At 47.6% G+C, this 17,891-nt stretch carries 14 protein-coding genes; 6 read left to right on the top strand and 8 right to left on the bottom strand.

Translation table 11 applies throughout. From position 1 onward, the window contains the following. Positions 1-25: 25 nt before the first annotated feature. On the bottom strand, positions 26-937 hold the full coding sequence (metR, locus tag ACSF8W_RS19610; protein WP_500848833.1) for an HTH-type transcriptional regulator MetR: 912 nt from the start codon (positions 935-937) through the stop codon (positions 26-28). A 329-nt stretch (positions 938-1,266) separates the two neighbouring features. On the opposite strand from metR, the gene metE reads away from it, so the two are divergent. After that, positions 1,267-3,576 carry a 5-methyltetrahydropteroyltriglutamate--homocysteine S-methyltransferase gene (gene metE / locus ACSF8W_RS19605; protein WP_500848832.1) on the top strand — a complete coding sequence of 770 codons (2,310 nt, stop codon included), beginning with the start codon at positions 1,267-1,269 and terminating at the stop codon, positions 3,574-3,576. A gap of 301 nt (positions 3,577-3,877) precedes the next feature. Beyond that, a complete protein-coding gene (locus ACSF8W_RS19600; RefSeq protein ID WP_500848831.1) occupies positions 3,878-5,539 on the top strand; it encodes a sensor domain-containing diguanylate cyclase in 1,662 nt (553 codons plus the stop codon). A gap of 123 nt (positions 5,540-5,662) precedes the next feature. On the opposite strand, the gene ACSF8W_RS19595 is transcribed toward ACSF8W_RS19600, so the two are convergent. The 6 genes from ACSF8W_RS19595 to ACSF8W_RS19570 all read right to left on the bottom strand — a co-directional run bounded on the left by ACSF8W_RS19595 (position 5,663) and on the right by ACSF8W_RS19570 (position 11,891). Further along, positions 5,663-6,103, bottom strand: coding sequence for an META domain-containing protein (locus tag ACSF8W_RS19595; protein WP_500848830.1), 441 nt, complete (start codon positions 6,101-6,103; stop codon positions 5,663-5,665). A gap of 330 nt (positions 6,104-6,433) precedes the next feature. Then, positions 6,434-8,122 (bottom strand): mechanosensitive ion channel family protein, encoded by a 1,689-nt coding sequence (locus tag ACSF8W_RS19590; protein WP_500848829.1) that lies wholly within the window; start codon positions 8,120-8,122, stop codon positions 6,434-6,436. Between the two features lie 297 nt (positions 8,123-8,419). Further along, positions 8,420-9,169: a phosphate ABC transporter ATP-binding protein PstB gene (gene pstB, locus ACSF8W_RS19585; RefSeq protein WP_500848828.1), complete on the bottom strand. Its 750-nt coding sequence runs from the start codon at positions 9,167-9,169 to the stop codon at positions 8,420-8,422. A 19-nt stretch (positions 9,170-9,188) separates the two neighbouring features. After that, entirely contained in the window at positions 9,189-10,055 is an 867-nt protein-coding gene (gene pstA / locus ACSF8W_RS19580; RefSeq protein ID WP_428476115.1) for a phosphate ABC transporter permease PstA, read from the bottom strand. A 5-nt stretch (positions 10,056-10,060) separates the two neighbouring features. Continuing rightward, entirely contained in the window at positions 10,061-10,972 is a 912-nt protein-coding gene (gene pstC, locus ACSF8W_RS19575) for a phosphate ABC transporter permease subunit PstC (RefSeq protein WP_428476114.1), read from the bottom strand. Positions 10,973-11,072: 100 nt separating this feature from the next. Then, entirely contained in the window at positions 11,073-11,891 is an 819-nt protein-coding gene (locus ACSF8W_RS19570) for a phosphate ABC transporter substrate-binding protein (RefSeq protein WP_428476113.1), read from the bottom strand. Between the two features lie 372 nt (positions 11,892-12,263). On the opposite strand from ACSF8W_RS19570, the gene ACSF8W_RS19565 reads away from it, so the two are divergent. From ACSF8W_RS19565 to ACSF8W_RS19550, 4 genes are all read left to right on the top strand, one after another. Next, the gene (locus ACSF8W_RS19565; protein WP_500848827.1) at positions 12,264-13,892 is read left to right on the top strand and encodes a methyl-accepting chemotaxis protein; all 1,629 of its coding nucleotides are present in this window, start codon (positions 12,264-12,266) and stop codon (positions 13,890-13,892) included. A gap of 130 nt (positions 13,893-14,022) precedes the next feature. Continuing rightward, a complete protein-coding gene (locus tag ACSF8W_RS19560; protein WP_428476173.1) occupies positions 14,023-14,943 on the top strand; it encodes a LysR family transcriptional regulator in 921 nt (306 codons plus the stop codon). A 287-nt stretch (positions 14,944-15,230) separates the two neighbouring features. Then, positions 15,231-16,448, top strand: a complete 1,218-nt coding sequence (locus tag ACSF8W_RS19555; protein WP_428476111.1) for a NupC/NupG family nucleoside CNT transporter — start codon at positions 15,231-15,233, stop codon at positions 16,446-16,448. Positions 16,449-16,651: 203 nt separating this feature from the next. Continuing rightward, entirely contained in the window at positions 16,652-16,915 is a 264-nt protein-coding gene (locus ACSF8W_RS19550; RefSeq protein ID WP_428476110.1) for a hypothetical protein, read from the top strand. On the opposite strand, the gene ACSF8W_RS19545 is transcribed toward ACSF8W_RS19550, so the two are convergent. Then, complete coding sequence (locus tag ACSF8W_RS19545) at positions 16,909-17,640, bottom strand: family 16 glycosylhydrolase (protein WP_428476109.1); 732 nt, start codon at positions 17,638-17,640, stop codon at positions 16,909-16,911. The genes ACSF8W_RS19550 and ACSF8W_RS19545 overlap by 7 nt on opposite strands. Positions 17,641-17,891 lie beyond the last annotated feature (251 nt).

The following is a 17,891-nucleotide window of genomic DNA, read 5'->3' as shown; positions in this document are numbered from 1 at the left end:
TATGACCAAACGTATTACGTATTGGTTATGCCGCCTTAATGCCTTCTAAATGGGTTTGGCACTGCTGTTTGGCCGTTGCAAAGAAGGCCGACAAGTAATGTCGCTCACGTTCTGATGCGCGAATCGCGGCAAACAGTCGACGCCATAATCCTTCCCCGAGTGGTTTACTCACAATCAAGCCTTGGCGGGCAAAATCATACACGGCCCAATTCGGCAGCGCTGCCACTCCTAATCCTGCTGACACCATCTGGATCAGCATCAAGGTGTTATCTGCTTGTTTCCAATTTGCAGGTTCTACGCCTGCAGGCTGCAAAAAGTGCTTCACCACATCGAGGCGATTTTTCTGTACTGGATAGGTCATCATGGTTTGATCAAGCAGATCTTCCGGCGTAATGATGGCTTTGCTCGCCAGTGGGGATTGTGGTGACACAATCAAGCGCATTTCAAAATCAAACAGGGGTTCAAAATGGACTTCATTGCGCGGTTGAATGTCAGAGGTGATCACCAAATCTAATTCGCCAGCACTGAGGGCAGGTAAGGGCTCAAAGCCAAAACCGGAGGAGAAATCCAACGTAACGTTTGGCCAGTGAATTTGGTATTCCTTCAAGGCTGGCATTAACCATTGGAAGCACGAATGGCATTCAATGGCCATGTGCAAGCGGCCATTGGTGTCTTCTTTTAAACTGGCCAACTCGTGTTCCGCTCGGGCGAGACGCGGGATCACATCATCGGCTAAACGCAATAGCACTTCCCCTTCCGCGGTAAATTTAACCGGACGGGTTTTGCGTAAAAACAGTTGGCTACCTAAGCGCAGTTCGAGATCTTTTAACTGGTGTGAGAGGGCTGATTGGGTCAGGCAAAGCGTGTTGGCCGTGGCTGTCAGTGAGCCGGTTTCTCGCAATACCGTCAGTGTTTTTAGGTGCTTAATTTCAATCAAAATGCGTTCTCTCTGTCCCTGTGAATCACACGTTTGGCATCCTGCCGTGTGTTAATACCTCAACTGTACGGGTAAACGTGCACGCTGTAAATACGGATGTGTAAACATCTGGACGGCTAAGTGATTATGACGAGGCTTAACACGCTAATCGTGGCGAGAGACAAGGGTGTTGATGATGTGTGTATGAAAAATGCTCATGTTTAACATTAATCATTAGAAATTGCTCATCATAATGCCTTGCTTCATTGTACCTCTCATCAACGCCGTATCTGAATGAAGCATACGTCGTGACAATTTGAATCAACGCATTTGAAAGGCAGGGATGAAAGATGACAACAACAGCAACCAAAACACATATTTTGGGTTACCCACGTGTCGGTAGCCAACGCGAACTGAAATTTGCCCAAGAAAAGTATTGGCGCGGCGAGATCAGTCAGGATGCATTGAAAGCTGTGGGTAGCGAACTACGTCAGCGCCATTGGGCTGACCAAGCTGAAGCGGGGCTGGATTTTGTCTCTGCCGGTGATTTCGCGTGGTACGACCATGTATTAGGCACCAGTATGCTGCTGGGCCATTTGCCAAAACGCCACCGTAACGGTTTTCCTGATCTCGATACCTTGTTCCGTGTGGCACGTGGTAAAGCGCCAACCGGGTGTGCGTGTGCCGCTTCTGACATGACCAAGTGGTTTAACACCAACTACCACTACATTGTGCCAGAGTTCAGTGCTGACGATGAGTTCACCGTGAGCTGGCAGCAATTGTTTGAAGAAGTGGCGGAAGCGAAGGCTAGCGGTAAAGACGTTAAACCTGTGCTATTGGGGCCTGTGTCATACCTGTGGCTTGGGAAAGAAAAAGACGGTGTGGGGGAAGAAAACAGCTTTGACCGTTTATCACTGCTTCCTCGTTTGCTGGTGGCATACCAACAGATTCTGACCAAATTGCAGAAACTGGGTGTGGAGTGGGTGCAAATTGATGAGCCTGTTTTTGCTCTCGAATTGCCAGATGCTTGGCGCGATGCATTTAAGATTGCGTATCAAGTGATCCAAGGTGGACCGAAACTGTTGTTGACGACCTACTTTGACCACATCACGCACCACCTCGATAAAATTGTTGAACTAAAGGTCGACGGTTTGCACGTCGATCTTGCTACCGCGCCGCAGCAGCTAGATGCCGTTGTTGCTGCCTTGCCAAATGATTGGGTGTTATCAGCCGGTGTGATTAATGGGCGCAACGTGTGGCGTGCGGATTTGAGCGAGCAGCTTGAACGCCTACAACCTGTGAAAGACGCACTGGGCGATCGTTTGTGGGTGGGCACGTCATGTTCATTGCTGCATACGCCCATCGATCTTGAATTAGAAACCGATTTAGACCCAACGGTGCGTGAATGGTTGGCGTTTGCTAAGCAGAAGTGTCACGAGGTAACGTTACTGGCAAGTGCCTTGGACGGTGACAGCGAAGCTATCGCAAGGTGTGTCCATTACAGCGCACCGATTAAAGCCCGTGCAACCAGTGCCTTGGTAAATAATCCAGATGTCCGTCAGCGTTCTGCTGCCATTACCGATGCGTTGGCGGAGCGTAAACTGCCTTATGCAGAACGTGCCCGTGTGCAGCGTCAGTCGCTTGGTTTACCTTTGCTGCCAACCACGACCATTGGTTCTTTCCCACAAACCAGCGAGATACGCACACAGCGCAGTGATTTCAAAGCCGGCCGCTTGTCAGAGCAAGACTATAACACGGCCATGAAAGGGCACATTGCCGATGCCATTGAGCGTCAGCAGCGTTTGGATTTGGATGTATTGGTACACGGTGAACCTGAGCGCAACGACATGGTGGAATATTTCGCCGAGTTGCTTGAAGGTTTTGCTGTCACGCGTTTTGGTTGGGTGCAAAGTTATGGTTCCCGCTGTGTGAAGCCAGCGGTGATTGTGTCAGATATCTATCGTTCCGCACCGATGACCGTTGAATGGACGCGTTATGCGCAGTCGTTGACGGAGAAAACGGTCAAAGGCATGTTGACGGGCCCCGTCACTATTTTGGGTTGGACGTTCCCGCGTGAAGATCTGACCCGTGAAGCCATTGCCAACCAAATTGCGTTAGCACTGCGTGATGAAGTGGCGGATTTGCAAGAGAAAGGCATTAAGGTGATTCAAATTGATGAGCCTGCTATTCGTGAAGGGTTGCCGCTAAAAGCGAGTGAATGGCAAACGTACCTCGATTGGGCCGTGAAAGCCTTCAAGATTTCGGCCGCCAGCGCGGAGCCGGGCACGCAAATTCACACTCACATGTGTTACAGCGAATTCAATGACATTATTCAGTCTGTCGCGGCATTGGATGCGGATGTGATCACCATTGAAACCTCGCGTTCAGACATGGAATTGCTTAAAGCGTTTGAAGCGTTTTCCTATCCGAATGAAATTGGTCCGGGCGTGTACGATATTCATTCACCGAATATTCCGACTGTCGAGCAAGTCGTGGATTTGGTGGAAAAAGCGGAAAGTTTGGTACCGGCTGAGCGTTTGTGGATCAACCCAGACTGTGGTCTGAAAACCCGTAACTGGGAAGAGACTGAAGCGGCACTGACCAATATGGTCGAAGCGGCAAAACAGTTGCGTAAGCAGTGGCAAGCGAAGGCGGTGTAAGCGGTGTTCTGCCGGTGAGGTGAATCTTTATCAGGCAGGTAAAACGTTTAACGATGAACGGTAAAAAGGGCGCAGTGGCGCTCTTTTTTTATGTGTAAACCAGCGTGTTGTGGCGGTTTCTTTATGAATACCTCAAAAGCATGACAGTGTGATGAAGAAAGAGTCATTGCTCGGCAATTATCATCATGACGCATGGGTTCTGTGAAATGCCCCTATTTTCGCAGGGAAAAATAAGCAACAAGTTGAATTTTAAACAGAGTTGTCTTTACTTAAGGCATCGTCATTCAAGCATAGGGTTCACATGATACGCCGACTGTATTCCATCACGGTGTGCGCTGTTGTCATTGGGATAATACTGGCCTGCGTATTGTTTCGGATTGTCTACCAATTAGAAACGACCCATATTCAGCGCGACTTTGAACGAGAGGTCGACAAAAAAGCGGATTCCTTGTCACAATCGATAGATTCGCATATTCGTGCATTACACAGCCTGAAATTCGCCTACGAATATCAGGGCGTATTGGCGCGAGACAACTTCGCTGCGTTGGCTGAACAGGTGATGGCGCAACATTCCCCTCTGCAAGCGTTAGCGTGGGTACCCTGGGTACCGGCGGCACAACGAACGGCGCATGAAGATTCCGCGGCGAAAGTGCTCTCTGATTACCATTTTACAGAACGTGTGGCGTCGGGTGACATGGTGACGGCGACAGAACGTGCGGATTACTATCCGTTACACAGTGTCGCCCCGCTGGCGGGTAATGAAGCGGTGTTAGGGTACGATTTAGGTTCTAATGCACTGCAACGCACCTTATTAAATCAGGCTCGTGACAGCGGCACGTTGCAGCTTTCTGAACGTGTCGAGCGGGGAATGCTGCCACAAACAAATGGCAGTGTGCAGTTGGTGTTACCGGTCTATCGTCAGGTTGAACCATTGACGCGCACAATGCGTCGACAAATGCTGGAAGGTTTTATTCTCGGTTATATCCGCTTATCTGACATTATGCAGGCCCTTTTCCCTGTCGCTGAATCTTCCCTGATGCATTATCGCGTGATGGATCTTCAAGCCTCCCCTGATCATGCCCTACTATACAATGTTACGCCTGCCTCCCCGTCTGTCACAGCCACATCGCCCGTCGCAGTCACATCAAAGGTTGGATTTTGGCTGGATACAGAGAAAGTGACACGCACCGTGCTTGCCAAAGGCGGGCGAGAGTGGGTGATAGAGGCGGTTCCCATGCAAGCGTATTTTGATCAGCGGCGCACAGCACTTCCATTGTATGTTTTTGCGGGTGTGTTATTGCTATTTAGTGTGTTGGCGTATTACGGGCGGGTGTTAATGCGTCGTCATCAGGTATTGCTCGAGAATTTGGATGCGCATAATCAACAGTTAAGTGCCAGTAACAAAAAGCTCGAACGGCTCACCCGGATGGATGCATTGGTCGGGGTGGCAAATCGCCGCTTTTTTGATGAAACCTTGGTGAAAGAATTCAGCCGAGCGAGCCGAGAAGGTAAGCCACTGGCGTTATTGTTGATCGATATTGATCACTTTAAAGCGTTTAATGATACCTATGGCCATCAAGCGGGTGATCGCTGCTTAAAACTCGTGGCGAGTGAATTAGAGCGGGTATTGCGGCGTCCTGCGGATATGTTAGCGCGAGTCGGTGGGGAAGAGTTTGGTGTTATTTTGCCTAATACCAACAATGGTGAAGTGGTGGCAAGGCAGTGCCGTATGGCGATAGAACGGTTGGGGATCGCGCATGGGGGATCAAGCACGTCGGATTTGGTCACGATCTCTATTGGGGTGGTGTCATTAGATACTGTAGCGCATCATACCACAGAAACCATTTATGAATTGGCCGATAATGCTTTGTATGAAGCCAAAAGCAGTGGGCGAAATATGATTCGGGCGACAAAGATCAAAGCCCAGTCCCAGCCAACCGCGGTACTGAGCCACATTCGTTAATGGTTTAACCTATGTTCACCCATGCTCATCCATGTTCTCTTATCTACTTCCTGCGTTTTTCAGCCGTAGAAACAAAAAACGCCTGCAGAGGCAGGCGTTTCAGGTATTCATCGGCAGAAGCGATTATTCAGCGTCAGCACGAGAGAATGTTAGGCTGTGTGATGCATTTTTCAACGTTAGCTCGTCACCAGCAACTGTCGCCGTGCTCCAGTCCATCAGCATTTTGCTCATCACTTGTTCCATGTCTTGGCCAGGGCCCTGACATGCCATCATGGTTAGACCCATTTTTTCAATGCGCAGTTTACCGTCTTGCAGCTCTGCTTGGCCAAAGAAGCGGTTACAGCCCGCGTTGCCGTTTGCATTTAGGTCAGACGCTAGCTGAAGGTTTGGCGCCTGAGTTTCTGTCGAAATCACTTGGTTGTCGATTTTAGTCAATACCCAGTTCTGTGCAGCGATATCAGTTTGATTTGTCATCGTCTGTACCTGTTCGTTGTTGCTGTCGTTAGAGGCGCAAGCCGCTAGCATCATAGGTAGTACTAGCGCGGCAAGAAAACGTTTCTTCATTTTGTTTGTCCCAAAAAAGTGGCTTCGGTGTGTGGTTTCTGCATCGGGGCAGAAATCCAGTGCCCTTGTACTACGTATTGGCGAATCGCTGAACGAAGCACAATTGCACGTTGTTTTTTATTGCTTACAAGCAAATATATCTCAGGATAGCAAAAGAAGAAATAGAAATGTGGGTTCGTTATGTCATGCCTGTGTGAATAACAATGAAAACTGGGAGCAGGGGCTATCTCACTATGCATCTTTCATGAAATCTAGCCATGAGACAAAGTAACAGGGCAGATTAAGCTGCCCTGTGTTGATGGTACCGGATCACACGGTTTGGCGCGCGATTCAGGCTTTCTTTTCTGGCGTGGTGATAATGTGCACATCTTGTTGTGGGAACGGAATCGAAATCCCTTCACGGTCAAAGCGCATTTTCACTTCACGGGTAATGTCCCAGTACACATCCCAATAGTCCTCGGTTTTTACCCATGGACGCACAATGAAATCCACCGAGGAGGTATTGAGCAAGTGTAACTTGATCATGGCTTCCGGTGCGCGCAGTACCATTGGGTGTTCAGTCACAATGTCATGCAGTACACGTTCGGCGAGTTCAACGTCATCACTGTAACCAATACCAAACACCATATCGACGCGACGTACGCGCTCATGGGTGATGTTCTTGATGGTATCGCCCCAAATTTTACTGTTGGGGACGATCAATATTTGGTTATCAAAGGTTTTAATCGTGGTACTGACGAGACTCATGTGGCTCACCTTGCCAGATGTTCCGCCGGCTTCGACAAAGTCGTCCACATCGAACGGACGGTATATTAGCAGCATCATGCCTGAGGCGAAGTTGGAGAGGGTATCTTGCAACGCGAAACCGATGATCACACCGGCCACACCGAAACCGGTCAGGATAGGGGTGAGATCTAACCCGACTTGTGCCAAGGCAAACAATAGCCCGATACACAACACCACGTTACCCGTGATGGAAATAAAGAAATCTTTCATTAATTGCGACATACGCAGGGTCGGGGATGACACTGCACGGGTCACAATCTGGCGGGTGATGTTTTTCAGAATTTTAAACACAAATACGATCAGCAAGAAGATGAACAACTTGAACAGCATTTGCGGGGTGTTCTCAAGTAACCAAGATTTGATGTTATCGAACCAACCGGACAGGATCGAAATGATCACTTTTACGTTAAGTAGTTCGTTGGTCAGGTTACCGGTGGTTTCAAACAGCTGTTTGGTGTAGTCGGTGGTTTCCAGTCCCATCTCTTTACCGAGATCCGCCAGATACTGCACAGCATTGATGTCACCTTCGACTTTACGCTGGGCTAAAATTTGTTGCAGTTGCAGTGTGGCTTTTTCTCCTTCCGCCGCGGCCTTCAACTGATTGTTCAGCGTTTCTTCTTGTTGGCTGTCAAAGCTGAGCATGGCCGACATGAAATCTAATCGTTGACGCACGGTTTCTACCAGTGCCGCCGCTTCTTTGGGTTTGGGTACACCAAGGCGATCTAACCAACGGAAATTGATCCATTGCTCTTTGAGCATTTGATGATAAAGGCCGGTGGTTTCCTGTAAGGATTTTTGCATCAACAGTTTTTGTTCAGGATCGGCTTTATCGATTTCATTTTGTTGATCGGTGAGCTGTTTATATAAAAAGTCGATAGCTGACTTTAAATAGGCCACTTGCTCGTTAACTAGCTTGATGACTAACGGTTTTTCATCGTCATTATGCTGATTGAGCAGAGATTGCACTTCGGTACGGATCTCTTCATTTTTCTTTAGCATCTGCATGTCGATGACATTTTTGGCTGTGCCGGTTTTGCCCGACGCTTGTTTGGCTAAGACTTTGAGATCGTCATCAAGCGTATCAATTTTTTCGAGAATTTTTTCTGACGGGGAGAGTGTGACGCGAGCTTCAGCTACTTCTGCGCTATCTGCGGTTGTGGGTGACTCGGCAGGCGCCGATTCAGCAAAAAGATGGAAACTGAAGAAAAGAAGAAAAAGTAACGACCAGCGCATTGTGATACCTCTATGTCTGACACTGACGGAATAATTACTAATTGTAGTGAATTCTCTTTTTGTCAGAGAGACTTATTTGGTGACAAGGCAAGCAAAACGAGAAAGAAATAACCGTAACGTTAGTGTGTAATGTGGTATGTATATATGTTGCTGTGGAGAAAATAAGCGGGGGATCAGCAGGCAAAAAAGGCCCCCAACGAGTGGGGGCAAGTTTTACCATCGCTGTTATTATTCGATTCACGCGATATAAGACATTGAGGAAGTCTTATTGTGTGGAATAGCGTTTGTGAGTAGGGATTAGCCAAAGTCACCGTTTACGTAACCACGGGTGCGATCATCACGTGGGTTCGTGAACAATGCGTGGGTGTCATCGTGTTCAACCAGTTCACCCATCAGGAAGAAGGCGGTGCGGTCGGAAATACGGCGTGCCTGCTGCATGGAGTGGGTAACGATAACAATGGTGAAGTCTTTTTTCAGTGACTCCATCAAATCTTCAATCTTTTTGGTCGCAATCGGATCAAGCGCTGAGGTCGGCTCATCCATCAGGATTACTTCGGGCTGCATCGCAATCGTACGGGCAATACACAGACGCTGCTGCTGGCCACCGGATAAACCGAAGGCGTGTGATTTCAAACGATCTTTCACTTCATCCCACAGTGCGGCACCACGCAGTGATTGCTCTACCACGTCATCAAGCTGTTTCTTGTCCGTCACCCCTTGTGCACGCAGACCGTAAGCCACGTTTTCATAAATGCTCATTGGGAACGGGTTCGGCTTCTGGAACACCATGCCGACTTTAATGCGTAGCTGCGCGACATCAATGTTGCCGTACACATCTTGGTCGTCCATAGTCAGGCGACCATTGATTTTCACCCCTTCAATCAGGTCGTTCATACGGTTCAGACAGCGCAACAGCGTTGACTTACCACAACCTGACGGACCAATCAGTGCCGTTACTTGGCGGTTCGGAATAGGCAAGCAAATTTCTTTCAGTGCTTGGTTGCTGCCGTAAAAAAGGTTCAGGTTTTCAATATTAAATTTGTTCATAATTTCTCTTCCTCAAAAATCAGTAAGTCGCAGTGTTGAAACGGCTAGCAATCAGTTTGGTCATTAAGTTAATCAGCAGAACAATCACAATCAGAATGGTGGCAGTTGCATATGCCTGGTTCCATTCGTGAATGGTGTAAAGCTCTTGCGTTAACTTATACAAGTGCACAGTCAAGGTACGGCCAGAGTCAAAAACACTCTCTGGGATACGTGCAACCATGCCTGCTGTCATGAACACCGGTGCAGATTCACCGATAACACGACCTACGCTGAGGATAATAGAGGTCACAATACCCGGCATTGCGCTTGGTAGAATGAGTCTCCAGATGGTGTAAATCTTAGATGCCCCCAAACCGTATGACCCTTCACGGTAGGTTTGTGGTACAGCCATTAATGCTTCTTCAGTTGTACGGATAATGACCGGCAGGATCAGGATGCTCAACGTCAGGGCGCCTGACAGAATCGAGTAACCAAAGCCCATGACGACCACGAAGAACGTCATACCGAACAAGCCGTAAATAATGGACGGAATACCCGCCAGTGATTCCGTACAAAAGCGGATCACTTTCACCAAACGGCTGCCGACTTTGGCGTATTCCGTTAGGTAAATTGCAGTCATGATCCCCAACGGTGCAGCAACACCGATAGAGGCGGCGACCATGTACAGGGTGGAAACAATCATTGACCAGATACCGGACTCTTGGCCGATAGTGGTGTATTCGCTAGTAATGAATGACCAGTTCACATGAGACAAACCGTTGCTCAGGATGTACCAGACTACCCATAAAAGAAAACCCACAGTAATTGATGCAGCCGCCCAAATTAGGCCTAATGAAATGTTATCTTTCATCCGCTGCTTTGCGGTATTTGTACCTTGTAAAGACATAGTAATTACCTCGCACGCTCACGGTTTAGATAAAGAAGTACAGCATTTAGCATCATGATGAAAACGAGTAACACAATACCGGTGGCATACAGTGCGCTTGCATGTAGGCCGGTTGCGTAAGACATTTCAATCGCAATGTTGGCTGTTAGCGTACGAGCCGATTCTAATAAACCTTCTGGCATGGCTGGGGAGTTACCCATCACCATGATGATAGCCATTGTTTCACCCAGTGCGCGTGCTACACCGAGGATAACCCCGGTCATGATGCCCGAGCGTGCAGCGGGAACAAGCAGTTTAAAAATCGTAAACATCTGTGACGCGCCAAGGGCATATGAGCCTTCTTTGTAGGTGCGTGGTACGGCACGGATAGAGGTTTCAGACACGGTGATCACGGTAGGTAGGATCATCACTGCCAGTACAACGATACCCGCCAGTACGGTGTTACCTGCAGGTACATTAAATACGTCTTGAATCAATGGCACGATAATCACAAGGCCAAAGAAACCGTATACGACCGAAGGGATACCTGCGAGTAACTCAATCATCGGACGGATGATGTTGGCAAGGCGCTTAGGTGCCACTTCAGCAATAAAGATGGCGGTCAAAACACCGACCGGCACACCGATAACCACAGCACCGGCGGTGGATACCACAGACGCAACGATCATGGGTGCAATACCGTATAAAGCAGGCGGAAGCCAATCATTGCCTAATACGATGTTACCGACACCGGCATGGGCAAAAGCTGCATAGCCTTCACGGAAAATGAAATACCCAATTAAAATGAGTGAAAGCGTGCCAAGTACTGCACTTGAAAGAAAAAGGTATTTGAAAAACAGTTCGCGCCAATCAATTTTGTCTTTGGCCTTTAGCGATGTGTTTTTGCTTGAAGTAGCTATATTATTCGCGATGGTCATAGTTCTTACTCCAGATATCGGTTAAACAAGGTTTAGTCCAATACCGAGGAATCAATAAAAAAATCGGTCATCGTCACCTGACGATGACCGATAAAAGGGTTTACTTAATAGAGATGAAGCCTTTATCTGCAACGATTTTTTGACCTTCAGGGCTTTGTACCCATGTTAAGAAGCTCAATGCAGCTTGAGAAGGGCGGCCTTCTTTGTACACGACAAGGAATGGACGCTGTACGCTGTAGTCACCCGCTTTGATGGCTGCAATCGAAGGCTTGTGGTTGTCGATAGCCAGTGGTTTCACTGAAGCGTCAACCGAGCCAAGAGAGATATAGCCGATAGCAAAAGGGTTGTTCGCAACGATGGTTTTTAGCTGGCCGTTACCGCTTGCCACTTGTGCACGCTGTGAAATCGCTGACACTTTGATGCCATTAATTTTCTTTTTCAGCTTCATGATGTCTTCAAATGCGCCACGTGTGCCTGATGCGGTATCTCGGGTTGCAACAACGATAGGCTTGTCTTCACCGCCCACTTGTTTCCAGTTAGTGATTTCGCCTTTGTAGATTTTTGCTACGTCTTCTTTAGAGAGGTCAGTCACTGTGTTGTTGTTGTGAACAACGACGGCGATACCGTCACGAGCAATGACCACTTCTTTAATGTTATCGGCTTTTTCAGAGCTCTTAAGGTCGCGAGAACTCATGCCGAGGTCTGATGAACCGTCGTGTGCAGCACGTACACCCGCTGAAGAGCCAGGGCCTTGTACCTCAACCGTTACATCGTGTGATTGTGCGTAGGTTTCACCCAATACTTCCATGATTGGGGATACGGAGCTAGAACCTACAACGGATACCGTCTCATTAGCGACAGCGGGGTTGAATACCATTGAACCTGCTAGGGCTAGTGCACCAATAACCTGTGTTTTCATTTTCCTAATCCTTATTCGTTTGGCTACATTGCCAATAGGTTTTGAATGAACGAGGCCAAGATTAGGGAAGAAATATGACAATCATGTTTCAGAAGTTTGAACACTCTATGACGGTCATGCTAATAGGCTATTTTTAAAGCAATAAATATAGAGGTGTTTGGTTATCTCATTGAAAAACAATGGGTAATTTTTGAATGGTCAAAATAATGGCTGTATTTCATCTGGAAACTGACGAAAATATGCCATCTATCTTATTGATTAATCAGTGTTTACCGATAGACATTTTTGCGATCAAGATCTATATTCGCGCGCTGGAAATACACGAAAAATAGACGCATGGAAGCGGCACAAATTACTTCCCTTGGGGCTATCATGCAATTTTCATTAAAAAACATCTCCATTCGTTATCAGGTTCTATTGCCTGTTATGTTGATGGTTGTTGTGCTCTTTGTTGCGCTATTAACGACGAAAACCAAACTTGTAGAAGAACAACACGAAGTCTCTTCAACCACACAGCAATTAATTACGTATAAAGACACGTTAGCGCAAATCGGTGATCGTGTTTATCCGTTACGTATCAGTGCGGTCTATGCGATTTACGATGCGAACCGCCGTAGCGGCTTTATGAATGAATTAAATTCAGCAAGCAGTGCGCTGCGTGATGATATTCAGGTGATTGCGCAAGAAGCCGCGTTCCGCATTCAGGCCCAGCAAGTGGGTAAAGCGATTGACGCGTATATTGATTACTCAAAACGTGCTGTGGCTTTTTTTGACCGTTATCAGCGCGGCGAAGTGACGAGCACAGAGTTCACCAACTTCACTAACCAATACCGCAATGTAGGTAATGAGATGGTGACGGCGATTAATCAGCTATCACAACATGTGAACGATGTATCAACGCGTGAATTGGCGCAAAGTAATGCGGACAATGATGCAGTGATGTCGACAGCAACCGTGGTGATTAGCTCGGTATTTGTGGTTGTACTGCTGATGGCATGGTGGTTGTCGGGCTTAATTGTGAATCCGATCTTGAAACTACAGCAGGTGATGCAAGCCGTCGCGGCCGGTGACTTAACCGTGCGTGCTGAGCAAGACGGTACCAATGAAATGGCACAGTTAAGTGGTCATGTGAATAATACGGTGAAGCAATTAAGCACCACGGTAGATTCAATGATCCGCATCAGTGAAGATGTGGCGTCAGCAGCCACCGAATTGGCGGCGGTGATGACACAGTCGGAAGCGAACGCACAGTCAGAACAAAATGAGATCGATCAGGTTGCGTCTGCAGTGAACGAATTGTCGAGTACCGCTGACAATGTGAGTGATAATGCGACGGCTGCCGATGAAACGGCAAAGCAAACCGATGCACTGGCACGCCAAGGTTTGAGCATCTTTGAAGAAAGCAGCGGTGCCAGTGTACAGATGTCACAAACGCTGTCTGAAGCGGCGGGTGTGGTGACGCGCTTGCGCGATCAATCTGAGCAGATCAGCAAAGTGATCGAAGTGATCCGCGGTATTTCAGAGCAAACAAACTTGTTGGCACTGAATGCCGCCATTGAAGCGGCCCGTGCCGGTGAATCTGGCCGTGGTTTTGCCGTGGTCGCCGATGAAGTGCGTATGCTGGCGGCGCGTACCCAATCGTCAACACAAGAAATTCAATCCATCATTGAAGAGCTGCAATCACAATCTAATAATGCGAACGATAGCATGCAAGTCAGCCTTGAAATGCTTGATCGTAACCAACTTTTAGCTAGCCAAGCCAATGATGCGCTGGTGGGCATTACCGAATCGGTATTGCAGATCAGTGATATGAACACGCAAGTGGCTACCGCTGCTGAGCAGCAGTCTCAGGTAACACAAGACATTAACCGTAATGTGAGCAACATGTCTGAGATCATCAATCAGAATGTCGCTGGTATTAGCCAGAGCGCGATGGCGAGTAATGAATTGTCACGCCTTGCTGAACAGCAGAAGCAACAGTTGTCATTCTTTAAGTTGTAAGCACGGCACTTTCAACTGACTGATCGAAAGGGCCTTTTTTAAGGCCCTTTTTCTTTTGGTCGCTCCCTGTGGAAATGGGTTATGATAACCACAGACAGGGGATACCCCATCCGCAACAAAACAGCCGATGATGATAAAAAAAGCCCAACAAATGGTGGTGTATAACGCACTGATCCATCAACGTAGCTTTACCAAAGCTGCACAACTGCTCGATATTTCCCGTACCCAAGTGAGCAAGCAAATCCAACAGCTTGAAGAACGGCTAGGGGTGCAATTGGTGCAACGTACCACGCGCTCGTTTGCCTTAACCGAAGCCGGTGAACGGTTTGCGGTACATTGCGCGAACCTTGTGGGTGAAATAAATGAAGCAGAAAGCGCATTGCTGCAAAGCACAGACAGTTTGCAAGGCGTACTGCGGGTAGGCAGTGCACAATCTTTTGCCCGCCACCATCTCTCCCCGTATATCGCCGATTTTCATTTGCAATACCCACAGCTCGATGTGGAAATGAGCTTGTTTGATCACCGTGTTGATCTGATTGCAGAACAATTGGATTTATGGATTGGCATGACCGATTCGCCGCCCGAAGGGTTTGTCGCGCGTCATCTGGCTGATTGCCACTTTGTGTTGGCTGCTAGCCCAGATTACTTGGCTAAACATGGCGTACCGTATCATCCGGATGATCTTAAGCAGCATAACTGTATTACGTATTACAGCCGTGAACGTAAAGACAATCTGTGGAGTTTCCAGCAAGGTGAAGCGTCACTGAGCGTGAAAGTCACGGGGAATTTTCGGGTCGACTCGGCGGATGCCATTCTTGACGCGGCGGTTTCTGGACATGGTATTGGGTATCTCGCCACTTATTTATTGGATAAAGAATTTCAAGAAGGGCGTTTGGTTCGCTTAATGCCGGATTGGCATTTGTCCCAATACATGCCGTTGTATGCGGTTTACCCTCGACATAAGTATTTACCCCAAAAAGTGCAGGCATTTGTTGATTTCATTCGACATCACATCGGTGAGCCTGTTTATTGGGATAAAGTGCTGAAATAGGCCTTTTGAGAATACTTGGTGTCCGCTGTATTCAAATTAATCATAACGAGAACGTTTACCTGGTTTTTTTCCTCGTAGTAACGGCACTATTGTCACTCAGTGTGACAATAGTATCCCGCATTTGAACCAATCTCACATATTTCGCCGTATTCGACGAAGAATGCGCCATATCCTGCCTTGATGTATAAAAACTGTAAACAGGTGTAACAAGTTGATCCTTGTCACAGTTTTTAATCTGAATAGAATGCCTCCGCAATCGTTTACTAATAAATTTGTGGAGTTTGACCGTGAATTATCTGGTCAGTGCGCTAGGCGTTATTACGCTTTTTGCGGTTGCAGTTCTTTTTTCTGAAAATCGTCGTGAAATCAATTGGCGTACCGTCGGTGGTGCGTTTGCTATTCAATTGATCTTTGCGGGGTTTATCCTTTATGTCCCTGTCGGTCGTGAGATCCTGAACAGCGTGTCATCAGGGGTGTCAGGCATCATTGACTACGGTCGTGTTGGTACTGAGTTCCTGTTCGGTCAACTTGCACAATTTAAGCTGGGCTTCATTTTTGCAGTCAACGTACTGCCAACCATCGTTTTCTTCTCGGCTTTGATTTCTGTGTTGTACTACCTGGGTGTAATGGGTTTTGTGATCCGCACTATCGGCGGCCTGTTGCAGCGCGTACTGGGCACAACCCGTACGGAATCTATGTCTGCGACGGCGAATATTTTTGTCGGTTCAGTAGAAGCGCCATTGGTTGTTCGTCCTTACCTTGCGAAAATGAGCCGTTCTGAATTGTTTGCTGTCATGGTCGGTGGTTTGGCTTCTGTTGCGGGCGGTACGCTAGTGGGTTACGCCGGCCTTGGCGTTGACATCAGCTACTTGATTGCGGCGAGCTTTATGTCTGCCCCTGCGGGTTTGATGATGGCAAAAATCTTGGTGCCACAAACTGAAATCATCAATGAAACTAACGACGAAGAAGAAAGTCACGATGATGATCCCGTAAATATCATTGATGCGGCGACACAAGGTGCGCTTAACGGTCTACAAATTGTGATGGCTGTGGGTGCGAGCTTGTTGGCTGTGATTAGCTTGATTGCTTTGATCAATGGTGGCTTGGGTCATGTGGGTGAGTGGTTCGGTTTTGATAACCTGAGTCTTGAACTGATTTTCGGCTACCTGTTTGCGCCAGTTGCTTGGTTGATTGGTGTGCCATGGTCTGAAGCCACGGTTGCAGCAAGCTTGATCGGTAAGAAAATTGCGGTGAACGAATTCGTCGCCTTTGCTGACCTTATGGCAGTGAAAGATCAGCTGAGCGCGCATTCTCAGGCTATCGTGACCTTTGCCCTGTGTGGTTTTGCTAACCTGACATCGATTGCGATGTTGATGGGTGGTCTAGGGGGCGTAGTACCAAGCCGTCGTCCAGACATTGCGCGTCTTGGTTTTAAAGCGATTTTCGCGGCGACCTTGGCAAACTTGATGAGTGCAACGATCGCGGGCGTATTCCTTTCGTTTTGATTGGATAGTTGCCATCGCGAATAGAAAAAAACAGAGTGCTTATGCACTCTGTTTTTGTTTATGGTGCATTATTGTGGCGTTAAGCAACATATAGCACCCAGTGTTACGAGGTAAGACCTAAGGACAAGTTAAATGTAGTGAGATAAGATGCCCTAAGTTGTCTTATTTTTAATACGCAGGTTAGCCATTTGAAAAATAGAGAGATGGATAAGCTACTGAGTGCGCATGAAAAACTCGTGCATTCTGAAGGGCTACAAGTCGTGTCACACACTCAGCGTGAAGACGAAGATTGGATCCTTCACACCTTGATGATCAAGAATGTGGATGTGCCGTTTAAATTCAAACGACAGAAAAAATACCAAAGTTTAAAAGGGGCAAAGGTGAATATGACCTATTACCCCGCCAGTGAAGTGATTGCGGGTTTCACCATCGAATACATGAAAGTGGTACGGATAAAACGTTACTGAGTTATCTCGCAATCATCGCCTGGCGTGAAGCGAAAATTGCGATAATGGGCTTGATGACTCGCTTGGCTAGCCTCATCAAAGGTGCCCGCCCAATTCGCAATGGCTGGGTCGGTTGCCCACAGGTTTGCCATGATCCGCAATTGACTATCCGCCGAGCTCGGGATGGGGGTTGTCGTGTTTTGATGCACCAGATACACCAATTCACCATCGACGTACCACCGTATTGCCTCCGATGACCATTTTATGCTGTAGTGGTGGAAATCTTCCGACGCATCGAAATCAAGAAAAATGATCCGCTCATTGGAATAGGCGTAATTGTCGTCGTTGGTCCAGTAATTGACTTGCAGTAGGTTTGTGTTGTGACCGAGAAATTCAATGTCGATTTCATTGTGGCGGCCATTTCCGCCCGGTGGGGTATCGTAAGGCCCCGCAAACAAAAAGAATGCCGTGATCACCCCAGGGGCATTAACCGCCTTAATCTCCGCTTCAAAGCAGCCGTAATCATAGTAATGATGACTGCGCAGCTCTCCCCCACGGTAAGCCAATTCACTCTCTGCAATGGGATCATGCATTAAGTGCAATGTCATGCCCGCTTCATCAAAAGTGACCGATTCACCTTCCCATCGACTCAAGAAAGGAAATCCATTACTCCACCCATCAGCTTTCCACCAAATGGCGGTATTCAGTTCTGTTAATGGATCATCAAACACGCCTGAGTTACTCATGGCCGCTCCCGTGTATACGCTGAAGGCGGAAATAATCAGTGTGGAGATAAGCGGGTTTTTCATCATAGTAAAATGTTCCCTGTGAGCAATATGCAAATATGTGACTACTAAATTAGCAGTCGATACACCGCGATATAACGGGTATTGTGTTTCAATACTGAGACATATTTGTATTTTGCAAATAAAGCAGACAGGCTTGCCTAATTGATCTTAGCAAAATGCAAATGCACAAGAGATGCGTTGGGAACGAT

The sequence above is a fragment of the Photobacterium sp. 270122K genome, from assembly GCF_059941365.1.
Note: the sequence above shows the minus strand (reverse complement) of the source record. Positions and strands in the feature narration are given on the sequence as shown.